This is a genomic window from Neorhizobium galegae bv. orientalis str. HAMBI 540, from assembly GCF_000731315.1.
Lineage (GTDB): Bacteria > Pseudomonadota > Alphaproteobacteria > Rhizobiales > Rhizobiaceae > Neorhizobium > Neorhizobium galegae.
This window is the reverse complement of the sequence record NZ_HG938354.1, coordinates 1,397,915-1,415,354: the sequence shown is the minus strand read 5'-3', so window position 1 is coordinate 1,415,354 and position 17,440 is coordinate 1,397,915. Positions and strand designations below refer to the sequence as shown.

Here is a 17,440-nt window from a genome sequence, read left to right as displayed (position 1 = left end):
CCCCGGCAAACGAATGTCTTGAATTGGCCGTGGTCGGACCAACCGGGAAGGGTTCCCGGTCGGCGTCGTCGTTTGGAAGTCACGCGACGTCGATCAGCCGATTTTCGCTCTTGTCAGACGCCAGTGGGCGTAACCCGACTTGAGTTCGTAACCGAGGTCGACATTGGCGGCGCGCACGACCAGATAGCCGTTGTCGCTGATCGGCAGGAGCGGCATGTCGGTCAGGAACTTGACCTCGATCTCCTGGACCAGCTTCACACGCTTCTCGAGATTGGGTTCCTGCATCGCTTTCTTCAGCATGTCGTCGATGCCGGGAATGGCGACGCCGTAGTGGCTGAAATTCGGACCGCCCGAGCCGTCGGATTTGACCTCAGCGGCGGCCGTCAGCTGCTCGATGATCGCCTGGGTCGGTACCGGAGGATAGGCTGCCGAGCGCTGGAACATCGTATTGGTGCCCTTCGCCTGGTCAGCATGGAAGGCCGTGTGGTCCTTGATGTCCAGCTTCATATCCATGCCGCCGGCGCGAAGCTGTTCCTGGATGATCAGCATCACCGAGGAATAGTCTTCTCGCTGCGAGGTATAGGCGTTGAAAGACAACCCGTTCGGAAAGCCTGCTTCGGCCAGCAGTTGCTTGGCCTTTTTCGGATCGTGGTCGTAGCGCACGGCCGCCGGTATGGTATCGGCGGTGAAACCGCCGAGAAACGACGGCGGATTGAGGCCATACGTGCGCTGGCTGACCGGTGCCATGGCGCTCGCGAGTTCGTCGCGATTGATCAGATAGGCAATCGCCTGTCGAACGCGGATATCGTCGAAAGGTTTGACAGTCAGGTTCATCGACACTGTGAAGAAGCTGCCCGGTGAAGCCACGTCGAAGTGCAGCTTGGCATTCCGCTGCTGGATCGACGGCACCCAGCCCGGCGCGCGCACCCCTTCGATCATGTGGACGTCGCCGGACAACAGGGCCAGCGTCCGGGCCGTTGTATCGGCGATATAGCGGATCTGAAGATTGGGAGTTGCTGGCGCGTCTCCAAAATAATCCCTGTTGACGGTCAGCTTCACGCCCTGTGAGGGATCGCTTTCGACACTGGCCAGCTGGTAAGGCCCGGTTCCGATCGGATCCTTTTCGAAGGCCGGCGCACCCTTTTCCTCGAGCGCCTTGCGGGAAATGATGCTCGACGAATAATGGCTGAGCGGACCCATGATGAACAGCGGGTCCGGCAGGTTGAGGGTGAAGATCACCGTCGTCGGACCGTCCACCTTGACGTCCGCGATATTGTCGAACAGGACGCGGTTGCCGCCCAGTGCCTTGTCGTTACGCAGGCGATCGAACGTGAATTTCACGTCGTCTGACGTCAGGTTGCCGTAGCCCTTGTGGAATTTCACGCCCTGGCGAAGCTGGAATGTCCAACTCTTGGCGTCCGGTGTCACCGACCAGCTGGTCGAAAGGCTTGGCTGGACCTCGGCGACGCTGGTCGGGAAATGCCCAAGGGGCACTTCGACCAGTTTGTCGAAGATATGAATGATGGCCCATTCGTCGGCGCCCTGAATCGAACGTGCCGGATCTATGGTGCGTACGCCGCGGGCGGCAAAGGCCAGCCGCAGCGTGTCTGGTGCCTGTGCGAAAGCAGATCCGCCCAAACTGGTCGCTATGCTTGCACCAGCAATAGTTGCAGCCGTGCTGCCGATAAACATGCGCCGAGATATTGCCATGTCACTCCCTCCCTGGGCGTACCGAACCCTGTTCCGCCTCCACGGCACAAGACGGTTGACGAACAATGCAATCCGATGGTAGCGCTGCCATCGACGGATCGTCAAGCACTGAAGAGCGATTTTTTAGCATGAGCGGAGACAAAGGCCGAAAGGCCCGGCAGAGAAAATGGATTAGCTGGGGCAAGGCGGATATCATTCCAGCCATCGCAAACATGGCCGTGCGGCAAACATCTCTGCAGATGCGACGCCGTCGGACATCCACTTGATGGAGCCTTAGATGTCGAAACGCCGGACGGACGGTAGACCCACGATAGCCGATGTGGCCGCACTGGCGGGTGTGGGAGCGATTACCGTCTCCCGGGCCTTGCGCGATCCATCGCTGGTTTCCGATATGCTGCGCGAAAAGATCGATATCGCTGTCCGCGAGCTTGGCTATGTGCCTAATCTCAATGCGAGGGCCCTGGCATCCACCCGCAGCGATGTGGTCGGCGTCCTCGTTCCCTCCCTGACTCAGCACATCTTCGCGGATGTACTGCGCGGCATCTATGACGGGATAGGCCATACGAGGCTGCACATCCAGGTCGGCAACACCCGTTACGATCTGGACGAGGAGGAACGACTTCTGGCTGAGCTTCTCCGGCACAAGCCGGCCGGCCTGATCGTCTCGGGCATTGATCAGAATGCCGCTTCCCGGCGGATGCTGGAAAAAGCCAACTGCCCGGTGATCCAGATCATGGATCTGTCCGACAATCCGGTCAACAAGATCATCGGATTTTCCCACCACAACGCCGCCAAGGCGATGACCCGACATCTCATCGAAGTCGGATATCGCCGTATCGGTTTTCTCAGCGGTTGGATGAACAGCCGTTCGAAAGGGCGTCTGTCGGGTTACGTCGAAGCGCTCGAGGAAGCCGGGATATTCGATCCGCGATTGACGAACGCAGCCGGTGATCTTGGCGCGCTCGCGCTGCGGGGCAGTTGGGACAAGCATCAATATTCGACACCTGCAATGGGTCGGGAACTGATTAGCGAGCTCTGGAACAGGGAGCCCCGTATGGATGCGGTTTTCTGCAACAACGACGTGCTGGCGCTTGGCGCCCTCTTCGAGTGCCAGGCCCGCGATTTGTCGGTTCCGAATGATTTCGGCATCGCCGGGTTCAACGACGAGGATTTCATGGAGGCGGCGTCGCCCGCCATGTCGAGTGTCAGAACACATCGCTGGACCGTCGGACACGACGCGGTGATTGCCCTGCGCCGACAGCTGGACGGCGAGCCGGACGATGAGCGCATCGTTGACGTCGGCTTCGATATCGTCAAGCGCGCCAGCACCGATCGCAGGGCACAACCGCTGCGGGATGACGATGCTGCGGCTCCGGCCGTGGCGCTCCAACAGACGCGTGCCGCAGGCGACGATCGCTGAACCCTTGCCGCGCGAAAGACCTGTTGGGTAGACGGACATGATCTGAGCAAGCGCGTCGAGGAGGCGCCGTGCGGATCGGCAGACAAGAGGTTGATCGCAGAAGAAGCCGGCAGGCCAAGGGAGGATACTTAATGGCTGAAGAACCCTGGTACAGAACCGCAACACGTTGGGGACAGACCAACCTGGTCGAGATCGATCCCGATCGCTACGATGGCGCCTGGTGGCGGGCTCACTGGAAAAGGACGCGCATCCAAGGCGTGATCGTCAATGCCGGCGGCATTGTTGCCTACTATCCTTCCGTTTTCCCGCTTCATCATCGCGCTCACACGCTTGGGGAAAGGGACCTCTACGGCGAAATCGTCAAGGATGCACGGGAAGCGGGGCTGAAGGTGATAGCCCGCATGGATTCGAACCGGGTCGCGGAGGACTTTTACCGCGCTCATCCAGATTGGATCTGCGTCGACGCGACCGGAAAACCATATCGTCAGGCGGACAAATATGTCACCTGCATCAATTCGCCCTACTACTGGGAATATCTGCCGCAGGTCATGCGGGAAATTATAGAACACAGCAATCCGGACGGTTTTGCCGACAACAGCTGGGCCGGTATTCCGCGCAAGAACATCTGCCATTGCCGGCATTGCGCAGAGCAGTTCCGCGCTCATGCCGGCATCGACCTGCCGTCTGCTCAAGACTGGTCCGACGAGCGTTATCGGCGATGGGTGCGCTGGAACTATCAGCGCCGCACCGACATCTGGGAACTCAACAACTCCGTCACGATGAAAGCCGGCGGCAAACATTGCCGGTGGATGGGCATGATCAGCGGCGACGTGCTGAACAATAGTTCGCGTTTCATCGATCTGAAAGCCATTCTCGCGCGCACCGAAATCGTCATGCTCGACCACCAGCGCCGCAATCCCGTGGATGGGTTTGCCGACAATACGGAAGCGGGCAAGCGGTTGCATGAAGTGGGCGGTTGGGAAAAGCTCATTCCGGAAAGCATGCCGCAATACCAGCTCGGAAGCCCGGCCTTCCGGCTCGCAAGCATGCCCGCTGCAGAGGTGAGGTTATGGTCGTCGGCCGGCTTTGCCGGGGGCATCCAGCCGTGGTGGCACCATATCGGCTCACTCCACGAAGACCGGCGCCAGTATAAAAGCGCAGAACCGATCTTTTCTTGGCATGAAGCCAATGAGGATATTCTTCTCAATCGCAGGCCGCTGGCCGACGTGGGCGTGGTGTGGTCGCAGGACAACCACGACTTCCATGGCCAGGACAAAGCCAACGACCGCACGATGAATCCCTACAGGGGAGCGATCCGTGCTCTCGACCGCGCCGGGATCACCTATTTGCCGATCCACGCCGAAGACGTGGCTGGTGCGATCGGCCGCGTGGGTGTCCTCATTCTGCCCAATCTCGGCGCGATGTCAGACGATCAGGTGAACGCCGTAAAGGCATTCGCGCAAGCGGGTGGCTCGGTAATCGCCACGTCCGAAACCAGCCTCTATGATGGTTCAGGCGATCAAAGGCGAGATTTTGGACTGGCGGATCTTTTTGGCGTGCACCGCGGCAGCGGGTCACGGGGCGGGCAGGAGCTCGCCAACCCGGATATCGAGGCCGCCGCAAGACATACCTATCTCCGCCTTGTCCCGGAACTGCGGGCTGCCCTTTATGGCCCGACGGATAACACGGCGCCGGCTGCCGTCGGAATACGCCATCCGCTGTTAAGCGGTCTGGAGGAAACGGACACGATCCCGTTCGGCGGCTTCCTTCCCGTCGTCAGCGTCGATGATGACGTGGCGGTCCTGGCAACCTTCGTTCCCGATTTCCCGATCTACCCGCCGGAAACCTCCTGGATGCGCCAGCCCCGGTCGGATCTGCCGATGATCACGCTCCGCGAGCCGGCTGGCGGCAGCAAGCTAATCTGGCTGGTTGGCGATCTCGACCGGTGTTTTGCCCGGGACGAGCATCCGGAACATGCGACGATCATCGCCAACGCTGTCCGTTGGGCTCTCGCTGATCGACAACTGGTGTCGCTCGAAGGTGGGCACGGTGTCATAAGCCCGGCGCTTTACGAGCAGCAAGGTCGCTATATCCTGCATCTCAACAACCGCCTGATCATGGCGAAAATGCCGGGACGACAGGACGAACTTCTGCCCGTCGGTCCGATCACGGTCCGCCTGCGCATCGGCTCGAGAATAGTATCCTCTAACATTCGCCTGACCGTAAGCGGCCGCTCTGTTCCGGCCATAAAGCAGGGCACCGAGCTTGTTTTCGAGGTGTCGGCCGTCGCGGATCACGAAGTCGCCGTTATGGACTTTGATCCGGCATAGCTAAATCCGGAACCGCAGGCTGCCGTCGGGGCGGCGCCGATCGTGCTTCATGGTCTTTGGACATGAAGACCCGATACGGGAGCCGGCAGGTCAATCGGGGGCCTGGTCGGTCTCTGGAGTATGGACCACCAGGCAGTTGCGACCGGCCTTTTTGGCAAGGTAGAGCGCCGCATCCGCTTGGCGCTGAAGCTGCTCTGCCGACACCAGTCCGCAGTCTTGCATCAATATCGCCACTCCAATACTGACAGTCACATAAGGAACGACGCGAGAGGTGGGGTTTGGAAGAGACGCAGCTTCTACTCGGTTGCGGATCCTCTCGGCGATCACCCTGGCCTCCTGTTCGTCGGCGCCCGGGAGGAAGACAAGAAACTCTTCGCCTCCATAACGGGCGACCTGGTCTCGCTCGTCCCTCATACTGCTTTGGATGATGCCGGCGACTTTCACAAGGCATCGGTCGCCTTCGGCATGCCCGAGATTATCGTTGAGGCGTTTGAAGTCGTCGACATCGCACATCAGCATCGCCGCACCGCTCGTTTGTTTAAGGTCGGCGTTCCAGAAATGATGGAGCGTCTCCATCATCGAACGCCGGTTGGCGACGCCAGTCAGCGGGTCGGTTCGTGCAAGCAGTTCCAGCTGGGAATTGGCGTCAGTTAGCTCCGCGAGGCGACTTCGATCTCGTAACTCGAGCAGGAAAGTCTTGTGAGCCAGGATCGTTGCGGTGCGTCGGGCAACGATGGTTGCTACCACACCGCTCGCGAAAAACAGCGTTCCGGCCAGAGCACTTCCCACCTCGATGTTCGGATTGTGCAGTTGAAAAACAAAATAGATACCGAGAGCAAAAGCACTGATCGCTATCGCCCAACCAAGCGGAATGGGAAATATAATGATGGCGGTGACCGCCACAAAAAGCATGATAGTCAGATGGCGTTCGTAGAACTCGCCACCGGCGTGAACACCTACCAAAGCGACGGACAGGAGAATGAGAAAGACTGCCGAGAGAATGATAACTCCCTGCAGCCACAAGGCGTGCGGTCGCAGGAAGACCATCGCGGCGACAAGAGCTGCGGGCGGAAGGAGGGATGCCGGCCACAGCATCGTCACCACGGTTTGGGTCGGGAGCAGGATCGCGTAGAGGCCCAACGTCAGGACATCGAGCACGATAACCCAGATCATCCACGCGCGGATGATCTTGGCGGTCTGCGGCCAGGAACGTTCGCGAAAAAGCCGGGCCAGGTCCCCATTGAGCCGGATATCCCGCGTGCGTCCGCCTAGAAGGCGCTCGACCTGTTCCACAATGGCTGGGCTCAGCCTCGGCAGAGGTTTCCGCGAAGACGCTGTTACCGATTTGGTAGAACCTGTAATTCGCTTGGCGTCCATGCGCCGGATCTAGGGTGCAGATGACTGGGGACAAGACGGGCTAGCGAGCCGACCGGACTCGGGTCGCCAGTTTTACTTTTACGCCTGGGCCTCGATCGGCAGGTTTATCCGGTCGATCGTCCCGGCCGTGTCCGCCTCCATGTGCTCAGGCCGCGCGATCGGCAGATTGACTGTAAACACCGTTCCCTCGCCCTTCGCGCTGTCGACGTGAATTTCGCCGCCATGCAACTGGACGATCTGCTTCACCAGGTTCAGGCCGATACCCGTGCCAGCGATGCCGGACGAACTTCTCGCCCGGAAATAGCGCCCAAACATCTTCGGCAAATCATCCGCGTCGATGCCAATGCCTTCGTCGCGAACGGTAATCTGGACACAGTCGTTTTGCTGCCACCCCGTGACATAGACGTTCGGAGCGTCCGGCGCGTATTTCACGGCATTTGAGAAGAGATTGGTGAACACTTGCTCCAGCGCCGCACCGTCGCCATAAATAGTCGAGGGAAGCCGCTCCAGATCGAGCAGGAACCGGTGCGATTTGCGTATGCTCTCTTGCCGCGCACTGCAGGTCCCAATGATGTCGCCCAGTGCGCACGGCTTGCGAACGATATCGATGTAGCCGTGATCCAAGCGCCCGACCGCCAGAATGCTTTCCATCAACTCAAGCATTCGCGAGACCGCACCGCGGATCTGCTCCGTCTTCTCACCGATGAATTCCGACGTGACCGCGTTCTTGCGGCGAACGAGACGCTGCGCCGCACCGTCGATGATCGAAAGCGGCGTCCGGAATTCGTGAGACGCCATCGAGACGAATTGCCGCTGCAACTCGTTGACCTGCCGCTCTTGATCAAGCATCCGTTCAAGCTCCGCAGCCTGACGCGCAATTTCTGCGGTTCTGCTGCGCACTGTTTCCTCGAGATCATCGCGGTGCTGAAGCAGCGCCCTTTCCGCCCGTTTCCGCTCGGTGACGTCGACAGCGGCAATCAGCGATGCCGGACGACTGTCGAAGGCAAGTTGGCTTGAATAGATAAAGACCTCGATTTCGGCTCCGCGAGCGGTCCGATGCCGCTGAGACCGATTGGTTTCGCTGCCATGCCCCGCAGCAGTGGCCGCGACTCTCATTCTTCCCCAATCTTCCGGCGGAAGGATGTCCAGAAGTGTCATGGAAAGAAAAAGGTCACGATCATAGCCGTAATGATCAAGAGCCGCCTGGTTGACGTCGAGAAACTGGAGACTCTCACGGTCTTGAACCCACATCGGCAGAGGGTTTCCTTCGAACAATAGCCGGAAGGAAGCCTCGCGCATCTTGAGATCGGTGATGTCGACGCGAATCCCTACGCTTCCGCCACCTGAAACGCGTCTTTCCTCGATCCGCACCCAGCGGTTCCCCGGCAGGCGCTGCTCATGAGCACTCTTCGGCTCTGCGTGACGGGCCAACCGATCGGCCAACCATTCTTCCTCACGGCCGATCGCCTCGGGATACTGGCCACGCTGCAACCCGCTGCGAAGTCTATCCTCGAAACCCATGCCCTTGACCAGGGGGGCGCCGCTATCGGCGTAAAGTTGCTCGTAGCGGCGGTTCCACATCACAAATCGATCGTCTTCATCGAACAGTGCCAAGCCTTCGGGGACGACTTCGAAGGCGGCCAGCAGGCGCGCATGGGCTGCCCGCGCCTCCTGCTCTGCGTGTTCGGCCTGAGCATGAGCTTGAGCAAGGGATCGTTCGGCTAGTCGCGCCTCGGTAACGTCCTCATGCGTCGACACCCATCCCCCGTCGGCGGTGCGCTGATGGCAGCCTCGTATGACTTTTCCGGTTTTAAGTTCTTTTATCCAGACTTGCGAAGCATCGGCAGTGTTCGTGTCTTCCGCCCATGCGAGATATTCCTCTGTGGACATCGTCGGGACGGCGCCGACTTCGTCTCTCAGCTTTATAATGTCTTCGAGCGACTGCCCAGGGTGGATCAAGGCTGGGTCCACGCCGTAAACCTCGGCGTAGCGACTGTTGGACAGCGCCAACGTGCCGTCGCCGTTGAAGAGACAAACCCCTTGGCTCATGCTGGCGAGTGCGGTGCGGAGCTGTTGTTCGTGGCCAAGAATCTGCTTGCGGCTACGGCTTGATGCCAGTTGAGTATTCACGCGCGCGCCAAGTTCCCTGCTGTCGATCATGCTTGAGACACAGTCAGCCGCACCGGCCTCAAAACCGGCGATCCGTCCTTCGATATCGCCCTGAGAAGCGACCAGGATCACCGGTATTTCAGACGTCCCCGAACTGAGCTTCAGGTTGCGGCAGATCTGGACGCCGCACAGGTCTGCAAACGTGATGTCGAGCAGGATAAGGTGAGGTTGTGACGCCTCGACGACTGTTTGCAGGTTCTCCGGGCGGTCGCACGCGGAGACAACCGAAATCTCAATGTTTTCCACTGGCAGCTGACTGAGATCCAGCTTGGCTGCATCCGCGCCGATAACAAAAACTGTCGTCCGTCGGTGAGCGATGTTTCGGGCAATTGCCATCGAAACAGCATCTCCGTCCGGGGCCGCGGGCAGCGAAGATGAGTGTAACTGTGGGGGAAATGCTGTCGCCAATGAAGATCGCCTACCATTCCGCCGCTGATCTGTCGCAGGCCTACAATACGTATCGACTATTAAGGAGAGCTTATGCAGGCGTGTCGCGATATCCTTAGGCTTAACAGCTTATTGCCGAAATCCGCCGCATCTGCGCGCGGTTTCCGTCGGGGCGGAGATCGATATGGCAAGCTCGAAAATCAGGCCGGAGATTTCTATACGTCAGTCCGATTGAAGCGCCGATCGATATACCTTATCCAATCACCGACGTTCCCGAAGAGAACGGCGAGATCGTATTGCCATTCGAGCAGAAGCAGTCTCCAGCTCATGCGTTCTGAAGCCAGACCTCGCTGAGCAAGTTGGGCACGAAGGAAATCCATCTTTGCGGTCGGCGAAGATAGGACGGTGGAGCCGTAGCCGGCCTCAACATCTTCAGTCATTCGTTGCAAAACACTGGGCACATTCCTGTGGTCGCTCATACCTTATGCTCCTCATCAATGGATGCCGGGGAGGAGGAGGCTGCGAAAACGTGGCGTTCTCCTCACCCATCGAATGTATGTCGTGAGGCGATGTATATCAAGAAATTCACGAGCGGACATGTACACGAACGCGGCATTGATCAGGCCGAAGTGGCCAACGGTTCAATCAATTTCTGTTCGTTGCGCGGCTTGTCCAACACCGGTCTCTTTGCCCATGCTCGAGTAATCTCGCGTCTTCTTCGAAAGATATGGCCGTCGCTCGAATTCCGAGGTTCGCAGCAGACTTCTCAGGCGCAGAAGGTCTTTTCGCGCAATGAGCCCGCACAATTTTCCGCTGCCGGGATCGACGATCGGAACCCGTCCGGTATCGGTCGAAAGCATTACATCTGCGACGAAACCGACCGTATCTTGTGGATGGCAAACCGGGACCGAAGCGTCCGAAACCTGTTCGGCAAGCGTTTGCTCCGCCAGTTCGGCCTTCCCTTGCCAGGCAAGTACGTCGCCTCGGGAAACAACCCCCGCCAAGCGCCCGGCGCTGTCGATCACGGGGTAAATGCGGTGGGTTTTTTGCGGAGACGCAAAGAGGTCACAGGCGTCCCTTACCGTCATTGTCGCCGGTAGCGTGTCCACCTCCTTGATCATGATCTCACCGGCCCTTGTGAATTCGAACGGATCGATGCCGTATTCGCGGGTGATGTGTTGCCCCCTTCGCGCAATCTTCTCGGTAAGGATCGAACGTCGCAGGAGCAGGACCGTCACGGCATAGGCGACCACCGTCGCTGCCAGAAGCGGCACCAAGGTGCTTATATCCCCCGTGATCTCGACCGCGAAGAACGTGCCGGTCAGCGGCGCGCGCATCGTCCCGCCCATCATCGCCGCCATTCCGAGCAACGCCCAGAAGCCGGGATCATGACCCGGCATTACCAGACCGACAAGCCAGCCCAAGGCGCCGCCGAAAATCAGGAGAGGGGCGAGAACCCCGCCGGAGGTCCCGGAGGACAACGCAAATAGCCAGATACAGGTCTTGACCACGAGGATGGTCAGGACGGTCGAGGCGAGCAGCCTGTTGTTGAGCAGGCCGTCGATAATGTCGTAGCCGACGCCCAAGCTGCGAGGTTCGATCAACCCCCCGACGCCAATCACGATGCCGCCGAGCATCGGCCACCACATCCAGTGTATCGGAAGCTCTTCGAAGAGATCCTCGATCTTGTAGAGCAGAGTGGTGAGTAGCCCGGATTGCAGACCTGATACGACGCCGATCGCGGCGCAGGCGAAAATTCCCCACCACGGCAGAGCGATGTCAAAGTGCGTGGGAAACAGCGGCCCCGTGCCGAACAGTATCGGCCGCCAGCATATCGAGACGCACGCTGCAACGGCAACGGGGATGAAGCTGCGAGGTTTCCATTCAAACAGAAGGAGTTCGACGGCGAGCATGAGCGCTGCAATCGGCGAACCGAAAATAGCCGTCATGCCAGCCGCTGCCCCCGCCACCAGCAGGGTCTTGCGTTCGGCGGCGCTCATATGGAAGAATTGCGCGAATAACGATCCGATTGCTCCGCCCGTCATGATGATCGGACCTTCCGCGCCGAACGGGCCACCTGTGCCGATCGAAATCGCCGACGACAGCGGCTTCAGTACCGCGACCTTGGGCGACATCCGGCTGCCACCGATAAGGATCGCCTCGATCGCCTCGGGAATGCCGTGACCGCGGATCTTCTCTGATCCGAAGCGGGCCATCAGGCCGATGACAAATCCTCCCAAAGGAGGAATCAGCAAGATCCTGGGGGATCGCGGCACGCCTGCGAGCGAGGCCGGTTCTATGCCGATATGGCCGAACCAGACGATATTGGTGACCAGCGCAATCAGGCTCACAAGACACCATGCCGCGAACGCGCCGCCGGTGCCCACGACAATCGACATCCCGACCAGGACGAGAACGCGCCTGTCGGTGGTGAAGTCTCCTGCCTCGCGCCTTGAAAGCCCTCCGGTGAAGTCGTGCGGTCGGTTGCCGGGTTGATGCTGCGACATGGCTTTCCTTTGGCGGGTCGGGCGGGCGTGGCTTGAGTACGTCGAATATATCGTGATACGATGTAAATCAAGCCGTAAATCCGGGAGCAGATTTGGCTATGAAGCATCAGGAACGCCTCACCGCGGGAGACTACGAAGCACTCGCTGACTTGCGTTATAGCATCCGCCGCTTCCGCCAGTTCAGCGCGAAAGAGGCGGATAAGCTTGGTCTCAAGCCGCAGCAACATCAGGCGCTGCTGGCGATAAAGGGCTTGCCGAGCAGCAGACAGATGACCGCACGGATGCTGGCCGAGCGCCTCCTGATGACCGGAAGACTGGTGGATGACCTTATTCAGCAACTGATCGACGAAGGTTATGTCGAGCCAGGGCCGTCAACGGTGGGTCGCGCCAAACACGTCATTCGTCTCACGCCCAAGGCGGAGGATGCACTTGACCGACTGGCAAGTGCCCATCTATTCGAGATCCGGAAGATGGCGCCGGAATTGATGCAGTCGCTTCGGGTCCTGCAGGACCGCCAGAAGATGCAGCACATGACATGGATGCTTTGACTGCCGGTGACGAAAACGGAGAGCAGATGAAGAAGCTCAGCAGCCTCAGGCAGGTAGACTACGAAACGCTCGCCGACCTTCGTTATGCGCTTCGGCAGTTCATGGATTTCAGTGCATCTGCTGCACAGGTAGAAGGATTGCCGCCCCAGCAGCACCAGGCGCTTCTGGCGATAAAAGGCAATCGCAACGGCAAACCGATGACGGTCGGAATGCTCGCCGAACGGCTCCTCATCGCCCCTCATACTGCAACGGAACTGATCAATCGGCTTGTTGACGGGGGGCTCGCAGCACGGCAGGTGGATCAGGAAGATCGACGGCGCCAGACCGTTCAACTAACGGACAAGGCCGAGGAGCTGCTCGGCCGCCTAAGCAAAGCGCATATCGTGGAAATCCGCGAGATGACACCGAAGCTGGTGGCGCTGCTCTCTCAACTCGAAAAGATGCCATTGGCATCTGCTGACGACGAGTAAGCAGAATCGGCCTGAACGCACTTGGTCGGCAATGGTTGGAGACCGCGGCGCAGACTGAGGCCGTTCAGCCGCTTGTGCCCTCGATCAACGTCATAGGCCAGATCACGCGGGGTGTCTGTCCGACGTAATGGGACTGGTAGTCGGGTATGACTGACAGCAGATGCTCCGCCAGGCTGATCCCCAGGTCACGAAGAGACAACGTAAAGCAGGTCAAGGCCGGAGAGAGGTACTGAGCCTGGGGACTGTAGCGACCGATGATCGCAATGTCCTTGCCCGGCTTAACGCCAGCGTCCTCAAACCCTTTGTAGAGCCCTGTAACCAGGATCTCATTGACCAGGACGATTGCCGACGGGCGTGGAGATCTGGATGCGATCTCGTGGGCTACGGCATAGCCCCCCGCTTCGCTCGGTTTTGCCCGGAAGATATGATCCTCCCTGAGGGTAAGCCCATGTTCTGCGAGCACCTCGCGGCATCGATCGGCGAACACGTAACCCAGGTTGAGATCGCCATGGGGCCAGATGATCCCGATATCTCTGTGGCCCGCCTTGACCAGCCGTTCGATCGCGATCTCCGCCATTCCTTCGAAATCCAGATCGATCCAGGGCTGGCCGACATCGGTCAGGCTGCGGCCAAGCGAGATGAACGGAATGTTGTGCCGGTGCAGCAGTTCGAACCGTGCATCGTTGCGCCGGGTGGCCGAGAGAATGATGGCATCGGCAAAGCCGCGCGCCACGGTGCGTTGCAAATAGGCATAGGGATCTTCATTGGAAGAGCAGAGCAGGGCGACGAGATCCAGCTTGTGTCGGCTAAGCACAGTCTGCACCCCGTCGAAAACGCTCATGAAGAAGGCATCCCCCTGGCTGTTGATTTCCGGCCCGGTCTGCATCATGAAGCCCACGACGCCGGTCGAGCCCTTGCGCAGCGAGCGGCCCGACTGGTTAGGGACGTATCCCAGCTTCTCCGCCGCCTCCAGGACGCGCCTGCGGGTTTCCGCATTCACATCCGCCTTTCCATTGAGCGCGCGGGACACGGTGCCAATGGAAATATCCAGATAATCGGCAAGTTGGCGGATGCCTGTCACAGGGAGCCTCTTGAGGGTTCGGTATAAGACCGTAATCGTTTTCGGAAGCAGTATTGACAAAAAAATCGATGCGTTCATAGTACCGTAAACGTTTACGGATGCACGGGAGGTGTCGTGCCGTAAACATTGCATGGGAGGAAATTGGTGACATACAAGGTCGTTTTGTGTGGCTGCGGAGCAATGGCCAAAGGATGGCTGCGCGCGCTTCAGTCCACGCCGGCGCTGAAGCAGGCGCTGACCGTCGTGGGTCTGGTCGATCTCGACCTCTCGGCTGCACAGGCGCTGGCCGCCGAATTTTCTCTTCAGCCAATCTCCATCGGATCCGATCTCGCCACGGTGCTGGGCGAAACCGGCGCGGACATTGTGTTCGATGTCGTCATTCCCGTCGCCCGCTATTCCGTCGTCAAGACCGCGCTTTCCCACGGATGCCATGTGTTGAGCGAAAAACCCATGGCAACCTCGATGGAAGAGGCGGAAGATCTGATCCGCGCCGCGAAGGCTGCGGGGCGCATTCATTCCATCGTGCAGAACCGGCGGTTTATTTCGGGTGTGCGGCGGATGCGGCGGTTTGTCGAAAGCGGCGTGATTGGCGCGATCACCGCAATCCATTGCGATTTCTTCATCGCCCCGCATTTCGGCGGCTTCCGGGAGCAGATGGACAATGTCCTGCTTCTGGACATGGCGATTCACACTTTCGATGCGGCCCGTTTCGTCTCCGGCAAGACACCGCTTTCCGTCTACTGCCTGGAAACAAACCCACCCGGATCCTGGTATGCCCACGGCGCCAGCGCCAATGCGGTGTTTCAGCTCACCGACGACGTGGTTTTCACCTATCGCGGCTCCTGGTGCGCGGAAGGCCAGCGCACGAGTTGGGAAAGCGAATGGCGTATTGTCGGCTCGAACGGAATGCTGACCTGGGACGGAGAAGACACCTTCCGCGCCTCCGTTGCAGGAAGCGATAGCGGGCTGCTGCGGGGCGCGACGCCGATCGAGGTTCTGCCGCCAGCCCGTGAAGAGGAAACCCACGGCCATGCCAGCGTCATTGCCGATTTCCTCTCGGCCATCGAAACCGGCGGCGTGCCGGAAACAGTGGGGTGGGACAACATCAAGAGCCTTGCCATGGTGTTTGGCGCGATCGAAAGCGCCAGATCCCGGCAAACCATCGACCTTGCAGCATAAGGGCCAGCACTATGACCGGACAGCGAAACCATTCCATCCGCATCGGCACTATGATCAGCGCCACCAAGGGCCAGGCGGCCGAGCGAATTTCCCAGATCGCCGATATGGGCTTTGAAAGCTTCCAGCCCTTTTTCTGGCAGACCACCAACGGCCAGGATATCGCCGAGCTTGGCAAACGTTGCCGCGAGGCCATCGGCGAGCGGGACATTACCATTTCGACCGTCGGCATGTTCGGCAATCCCCTGGAAGAAACGGAGCTCGATCTCCAGACGCTTCAGGGCTGGAAGGACTGCATCGACAACGCCCATCATTTCGGCGCCACCTGCGTTGCCGGCTTCACCGGGCGCATCCGCAACAGGCCGTTGACAGAAAGCCTGCCGCGTTACCGGCAGATCTGGAGCGAGCTTGCCCGCCGCGCCGCCGACAACGGCGTCCGCATCGCCTTTGAAAATTGCGCCATGGACGGCAACTGGGCAACCGGCGACTGGAATATCGCCCATAACCCAGATGCCTGGGAACTCATTTTCAACGAAACGCCCGACGAGCATATCGGGCTTGAATGGGAACCCTGCCACCAGATGGTCTATCTCATCGAGCCCTTGCCACAGATCCGCAAATGGGCGCAGCGGATTTTCCACGTCCACGGCAAGGATGCCACCATCCGCTGGGATGTGATCCGCGAGCACGGCATCTTCGGAAAACATCCCTTCGTTTTCATGCGCACGCCCGGTTTCGGCGACAGCAACTGGACCGACATTATTTCGGAACTTCGGCTGGCCGGCTGGTCGGGCTCCATCGACATCGAGGGATGGCATGATCCTGTCTATCGGGATGCATTGGAAATGACGGGGCAGATCCACGCCTTGAACCATCTGAAACAGGCAAGGGGCGGCACATTCGTCGTCGATCCGGTCTGATGCGCCGGCCGGCTGGCCATAGAAGGAGCTCTGCGCCAGCCGGATGAGAATTGAGGATAACCAAGAAGGAGGAGAACCATGGGTATCCGCAGGACTATGATTTCCGTTGCATTGGCTCTGGCCAGTGTGTCACTTGCCGGCATGAGCGCCAGAGCGGAGGATGTGAAACTCGTCCTCTGGTCGCTGGACCGCGATATCCAGCCCGCGCCGAACCTCATCAAGGAATTCAACGCGCAGAATAACGGCATCCAGATCGAATATCGCCAGCTTCAGTTCGACGACGTGGTGAGCGAGGCCATGCGCGCCTATTCCACGGGCAAGGCACCCGACATCATTGCCATCGACAATCCCAACCATGCGATGTTCGCCTCCCGCAAAGCCTTTCTGGATCTCACCGACATGATCCAGCAATCCAAGGTCATCAAGCCGGAAAACTACTTTCCCGGGCCGCTGAAATCGGCGACGTGGGACAACAAATATTACGGGGTGCCGAAGGCGACCAACACGATTGCGCTTTACTACAACAAGGATTTGTTCAAGGCCGCAGGTCTTGATCCCGAAAAGCCGCCGCAGACCTGGACCGACCTGGTGGCGACGGCGAAAAAGCTCACCAATCCTTCAAAGAACATCTATGGCATCACCTTTTCCGCCAAGGCCAACGAGGAGGGCACTTTCCAGTTCCTGCCCTGGGCGCAGATGGGCGGCGCCACCTATAAATCGATCAACAGCGAAGGTGCCGTCAACGCGCTTACCGTCTGGAAGCAGATGCTGGATGAAAAACTAGCCTCGCCGGACACGCTCACCCGAAGCCAATGGGATTCGACCGCCACCTTCAATGCCGGAAATGCGGCCATGGCGATTTCCGGTCCATGGGAAATCGACCGGATGTTGAGCGATGCCAAATTCCAATGGGGCACCGCTCTTCTGCCGGTGCCGGGCGAGGGCGCTCAGCGTTCATCCGCCATGGGTGATTTCAACTGGGCGATCTTTTCCAGCACCAAACATCCGAAAGAGGCATTCAAGGCATTGGAATTCTTCGCTTCCAAGGATGCCACCATGTACAAGAATTTCGGCCAGCTTCCGGCCCGATCCGACCTTCCGGTTCCGCCCACGGGCAATGCCCTGAAGGATTCAGCACTCGCCACCTTCGTGGAGCAGCTGAAATATGCGCAACCCCGCGGCCCTTCGCCGGAATGGCCGAAAATCTCGAAAGCCATCCAGGACGCGATACAGGCGGCCCTGACAGGCCAGATGGCGCCGAAGGCCGCGCTCGATCAGGCGGCTGCGAAGATCAAGTCGATCGACGGCTGAGACAGCCGCCCCTCCCGCAGCGACGGCCCGGCAC

At 59.4% G+C, this 17,440-nt stretch carries 12 protein-coding genes; 7 read left to right on the top strand and 5 right to left on the bottom strand.

Going from position 1 to position 17,440, the window contains the following annotated elements; translation table 11 throughout:
* Positions 1-93 precede the first annotated feature (93 nt).
* Positions 94-1,710 (bottom strand): ABC transporter substrate-binding protein, encoded by a 1,617-nt coding sequence (locus tag RG540_RS29300; RefSeq protein WP_041365764.1) that lies wholly within the window; start codon positions 1,708-1,710, stop codon positions 94-96.
* Positions 1,711-1,987: 277 nt separating this feature from the next.
* Here RG540_RS29300 and RG540_RS29295 point away from each other — a divergent pair, with 277 nt between their 5' ends.
* Both RG540_RS29295 and RG540_RS29290 read left to right on the top strand, forming a co-directional pair.
* Positions 1,988-3,130, top strand: a complete 1,143-nt coding sequence (locus RG540_RS29295) for a LacI family DNA-binding transcriptional regulator (RefSeq protein ID WP_080725135.1) — start codon at positions 1,988-1,990, stop codon at positions 3,128-3,130.
* A 131-nt stretch (positions 3,131-3,261) separates the two neighbouring features.
* Positions 3,262-5,460, top strand: a complete 2,199-nt coding sequence (locus RG540_RS29290) for an alpha-amylase family protein (protein WP_051909900.1) — start codon at positions 3,262-3,264, stop codon at positions 5,458-5,460.
* A gap of 90 nt (positions 5,461-5,550) precedes the next feature.
* Here RG540_RS29290 and RG540_RS29285 read toward each other — a convergent pair whose 3' ends face one another.
* The 3 genes from RG540_RS29285 to RG540_RS29265 form a co-directional block, all read right to left on the bottom strand.
* Positions 5,551-6,768 carry a GGDEF domain-containing protein gene (locus tag RG540_RS29285; RefSeq protein WP_041366576.1) on the bottom strand — a complete coding sequence of 406 codons (1,218 nt, stop codon included), beginning with the start codon at positions 6,766-6,768 and terminating at the stop codon, positions 5,551-5,553.
* 147 nt (positions 6,769-6,915) lie between these two features.
* Positions 6,916-9,342 carry a PAS-domain containing protein gene (locus RG540_RS31325; RefSeq protein WP_065814456.1) on the bottom strand — a complete coding sequence of 809 codons (2,427 nt, stop codon included), beginning with the start codon at positions 9,340-9,342 and terminating at the stop codon, positions 6,916-6,918.
* Positions 9,343-10,034: 692 nt separating this feature from the next.
* Positions 10,035-11,900 carry a chloride channel protein gene (locus RG540_RS29265; protein WP_051909896.1) on the bottom strand — a complete coding sequence of 622 codons (1,866 nt, stop codon included), beginning with the start codon at positions 11,898-11,900 and terminating at the stop codon, positions 10,035-10,037.
* Between the two features lie 98 nt (positions 11,901-11,998).
* Between RG540_RS29265 and RG540_RS29260 the strand changes: the two genes are divergently transcribed.
* Together RG540_RS29260 and RG540_RS29255 are read left to right on the top strand one after the other, a co-directional pair.
* Positions 11,999-12,448, top strand: coding sequence for a MarR family winged helix-turn-helix transcriptional regulator (locus RG540_RS29260; protein WP_041365760.1), 450 nt, complete (start codon positions 11,999-12,001; stop codon positions 12,446-12,448).
* Between the two features lie 26 nt (positions 12,449-12,474).
* A complete protein-coding gene (locus RG540_RS29255) occupies positions 12,475-12,918 on the top strand; it encodes a MarR family winged helix-turn-helix transcriptional regulator (RefSeq protein ID WP_041365758.1) in 444 nt (147 codons plus the stop codon).
* A 64-nt stretch (positions 12,919-12,982) separates the two neighbouring features.
* On the opposite strand, the gene RG540_RS29250 is transcribed toward RG540_RS29255, so the two are convergent.
* Positions 12,983-13,999: a LacI family DNA-binding transcriptional regulator gene (locus RG540_RS29250; protein ID WP_041365756.1), complete on the bottom strand. Its 1,017-nt coding sequence runs from the start codon at positions 13,997-13,999 to the stop codon at positions 12,983-12,985.
* Positions 14,000-14,143: 144 nt separating this feature from the next.
* Between RG540_RS29250 and RG540_RS29245 the strand changes: the two genes are divergently transcribed.
* The 3 genes from RG540_RS29245 to RG540_RS29235 all read left to right on the top strand — a co-directional run bounded on the left by RG540_RS29245 (position 14,144) and on the right by RG540_RS29235 (position 17,406).
* Positions 14,144-15,178, top strand: a complete 1,035-nt coding sequence (locus RG540_RS29245; protein ID WP_041365754.1) for a Gfo/Idh/MocA family protein — start codon at positions 14,144-14,146, stop codon at positions 15,176-15,178.
* An 11-nt stretch (positions 15,179-15,189) separates the two neighbouring features.
* The gene (locus RG540_RS29240) at positions 15,190-16,095 is read left to right on the top strand and encodes a sugar phosphate isomerase/epimerase family protein (RefSeq protein WP_041365752.1); all 906 of its coding nucleotides are present in this window, start codon (positions 15,190-15,192) and stop codon (positions 16,093-16,095) included.
* 78 nt (positions 16,096-16,173) lie between these two features.
* Positions 16,174-17,406 carry an ABC transporter substrate-binding protein gene (locus RG540_RS29235; RefSeq protein WP_041365750.1) on the top strand — a complete coding sequence of 411 codons (1,233 nt, stop codon included), beginning with the start codon at positions 16,174-16,176 and terminating at the stop codon, positions 17,404-17,406.
* Positions 17,407-17,440: the final 34 nt, after the last annotated feature.

What these genes read in the sequence shown, in the direction of transcription:
- RG540_RS29265 (WP_051909896.1), bottom strand. Translation starts at nt 11,900, where the DNA reads ATGTCGCAGCATCAACCCGGCAACCGACCGCACGACTTCACCGGAGGG.
- RG540_RS29300 (WP_041365764.1), bottom strand. Translation starts at nt 1,710, where the DNA reads ATGGCAATATCTCGGCGCATGTTTATCGGCAGCACGGCTGCAACTATT.
- RG540_RS31325 (WP_065814456.1), bottom strand. Translation starts at nt 9,342, where the DNA reads ATGGCAATTGCCCGAAACATCGCTCACCGACGGACGACAGTTTTTGTT.
- RG540_RS29290 (WP_051909900.1), top strand. Translation starts at nt 3,262, where the DNA reads ATGGCTGAAGAACCCTGGTACAGAACCGCAACACGTTGGGGACAGACC.
- RG540_RS29260 (WP_041365760.1), top strand. Translation starts at nt 11,999, where the DNA reads ATGAAGCATCAGGAACGCCTCACCGCGGGAGACTACGAAGCACTCGCT.
- RG540_RS29235 (WP_041365750.1), top strand. Translation starts at nt 16,174, where the DNA reads ATGGGTATCCGCAGGACTATGATTTCCGTTGCATTGGCTCTGGCCAGT.
- RG540_RS29295 (WP_080725135.1), top strand. Translation starts at nt 1,988, where the DNA reads ATGTCGAAACGCCGGACGGACGGTAGACCCACGATAGCCGATGTGGCC.
- RG540_RS29255 (WP_041365758.1), top strand. Translation starts at nt 12,475, where the DNA reads ATGAAGAAGCTCAGCAGCCTCAGGCAGGTAGACTACGAAACGCTCGCC.
- RG540_RS29240 (WP_041365752.1), top strand. Translation starts at nt 15,190, where the DNA reads ATGACCGGACAGCGAAACCATTCCATCCGCATCGGCACTATGATCAGC.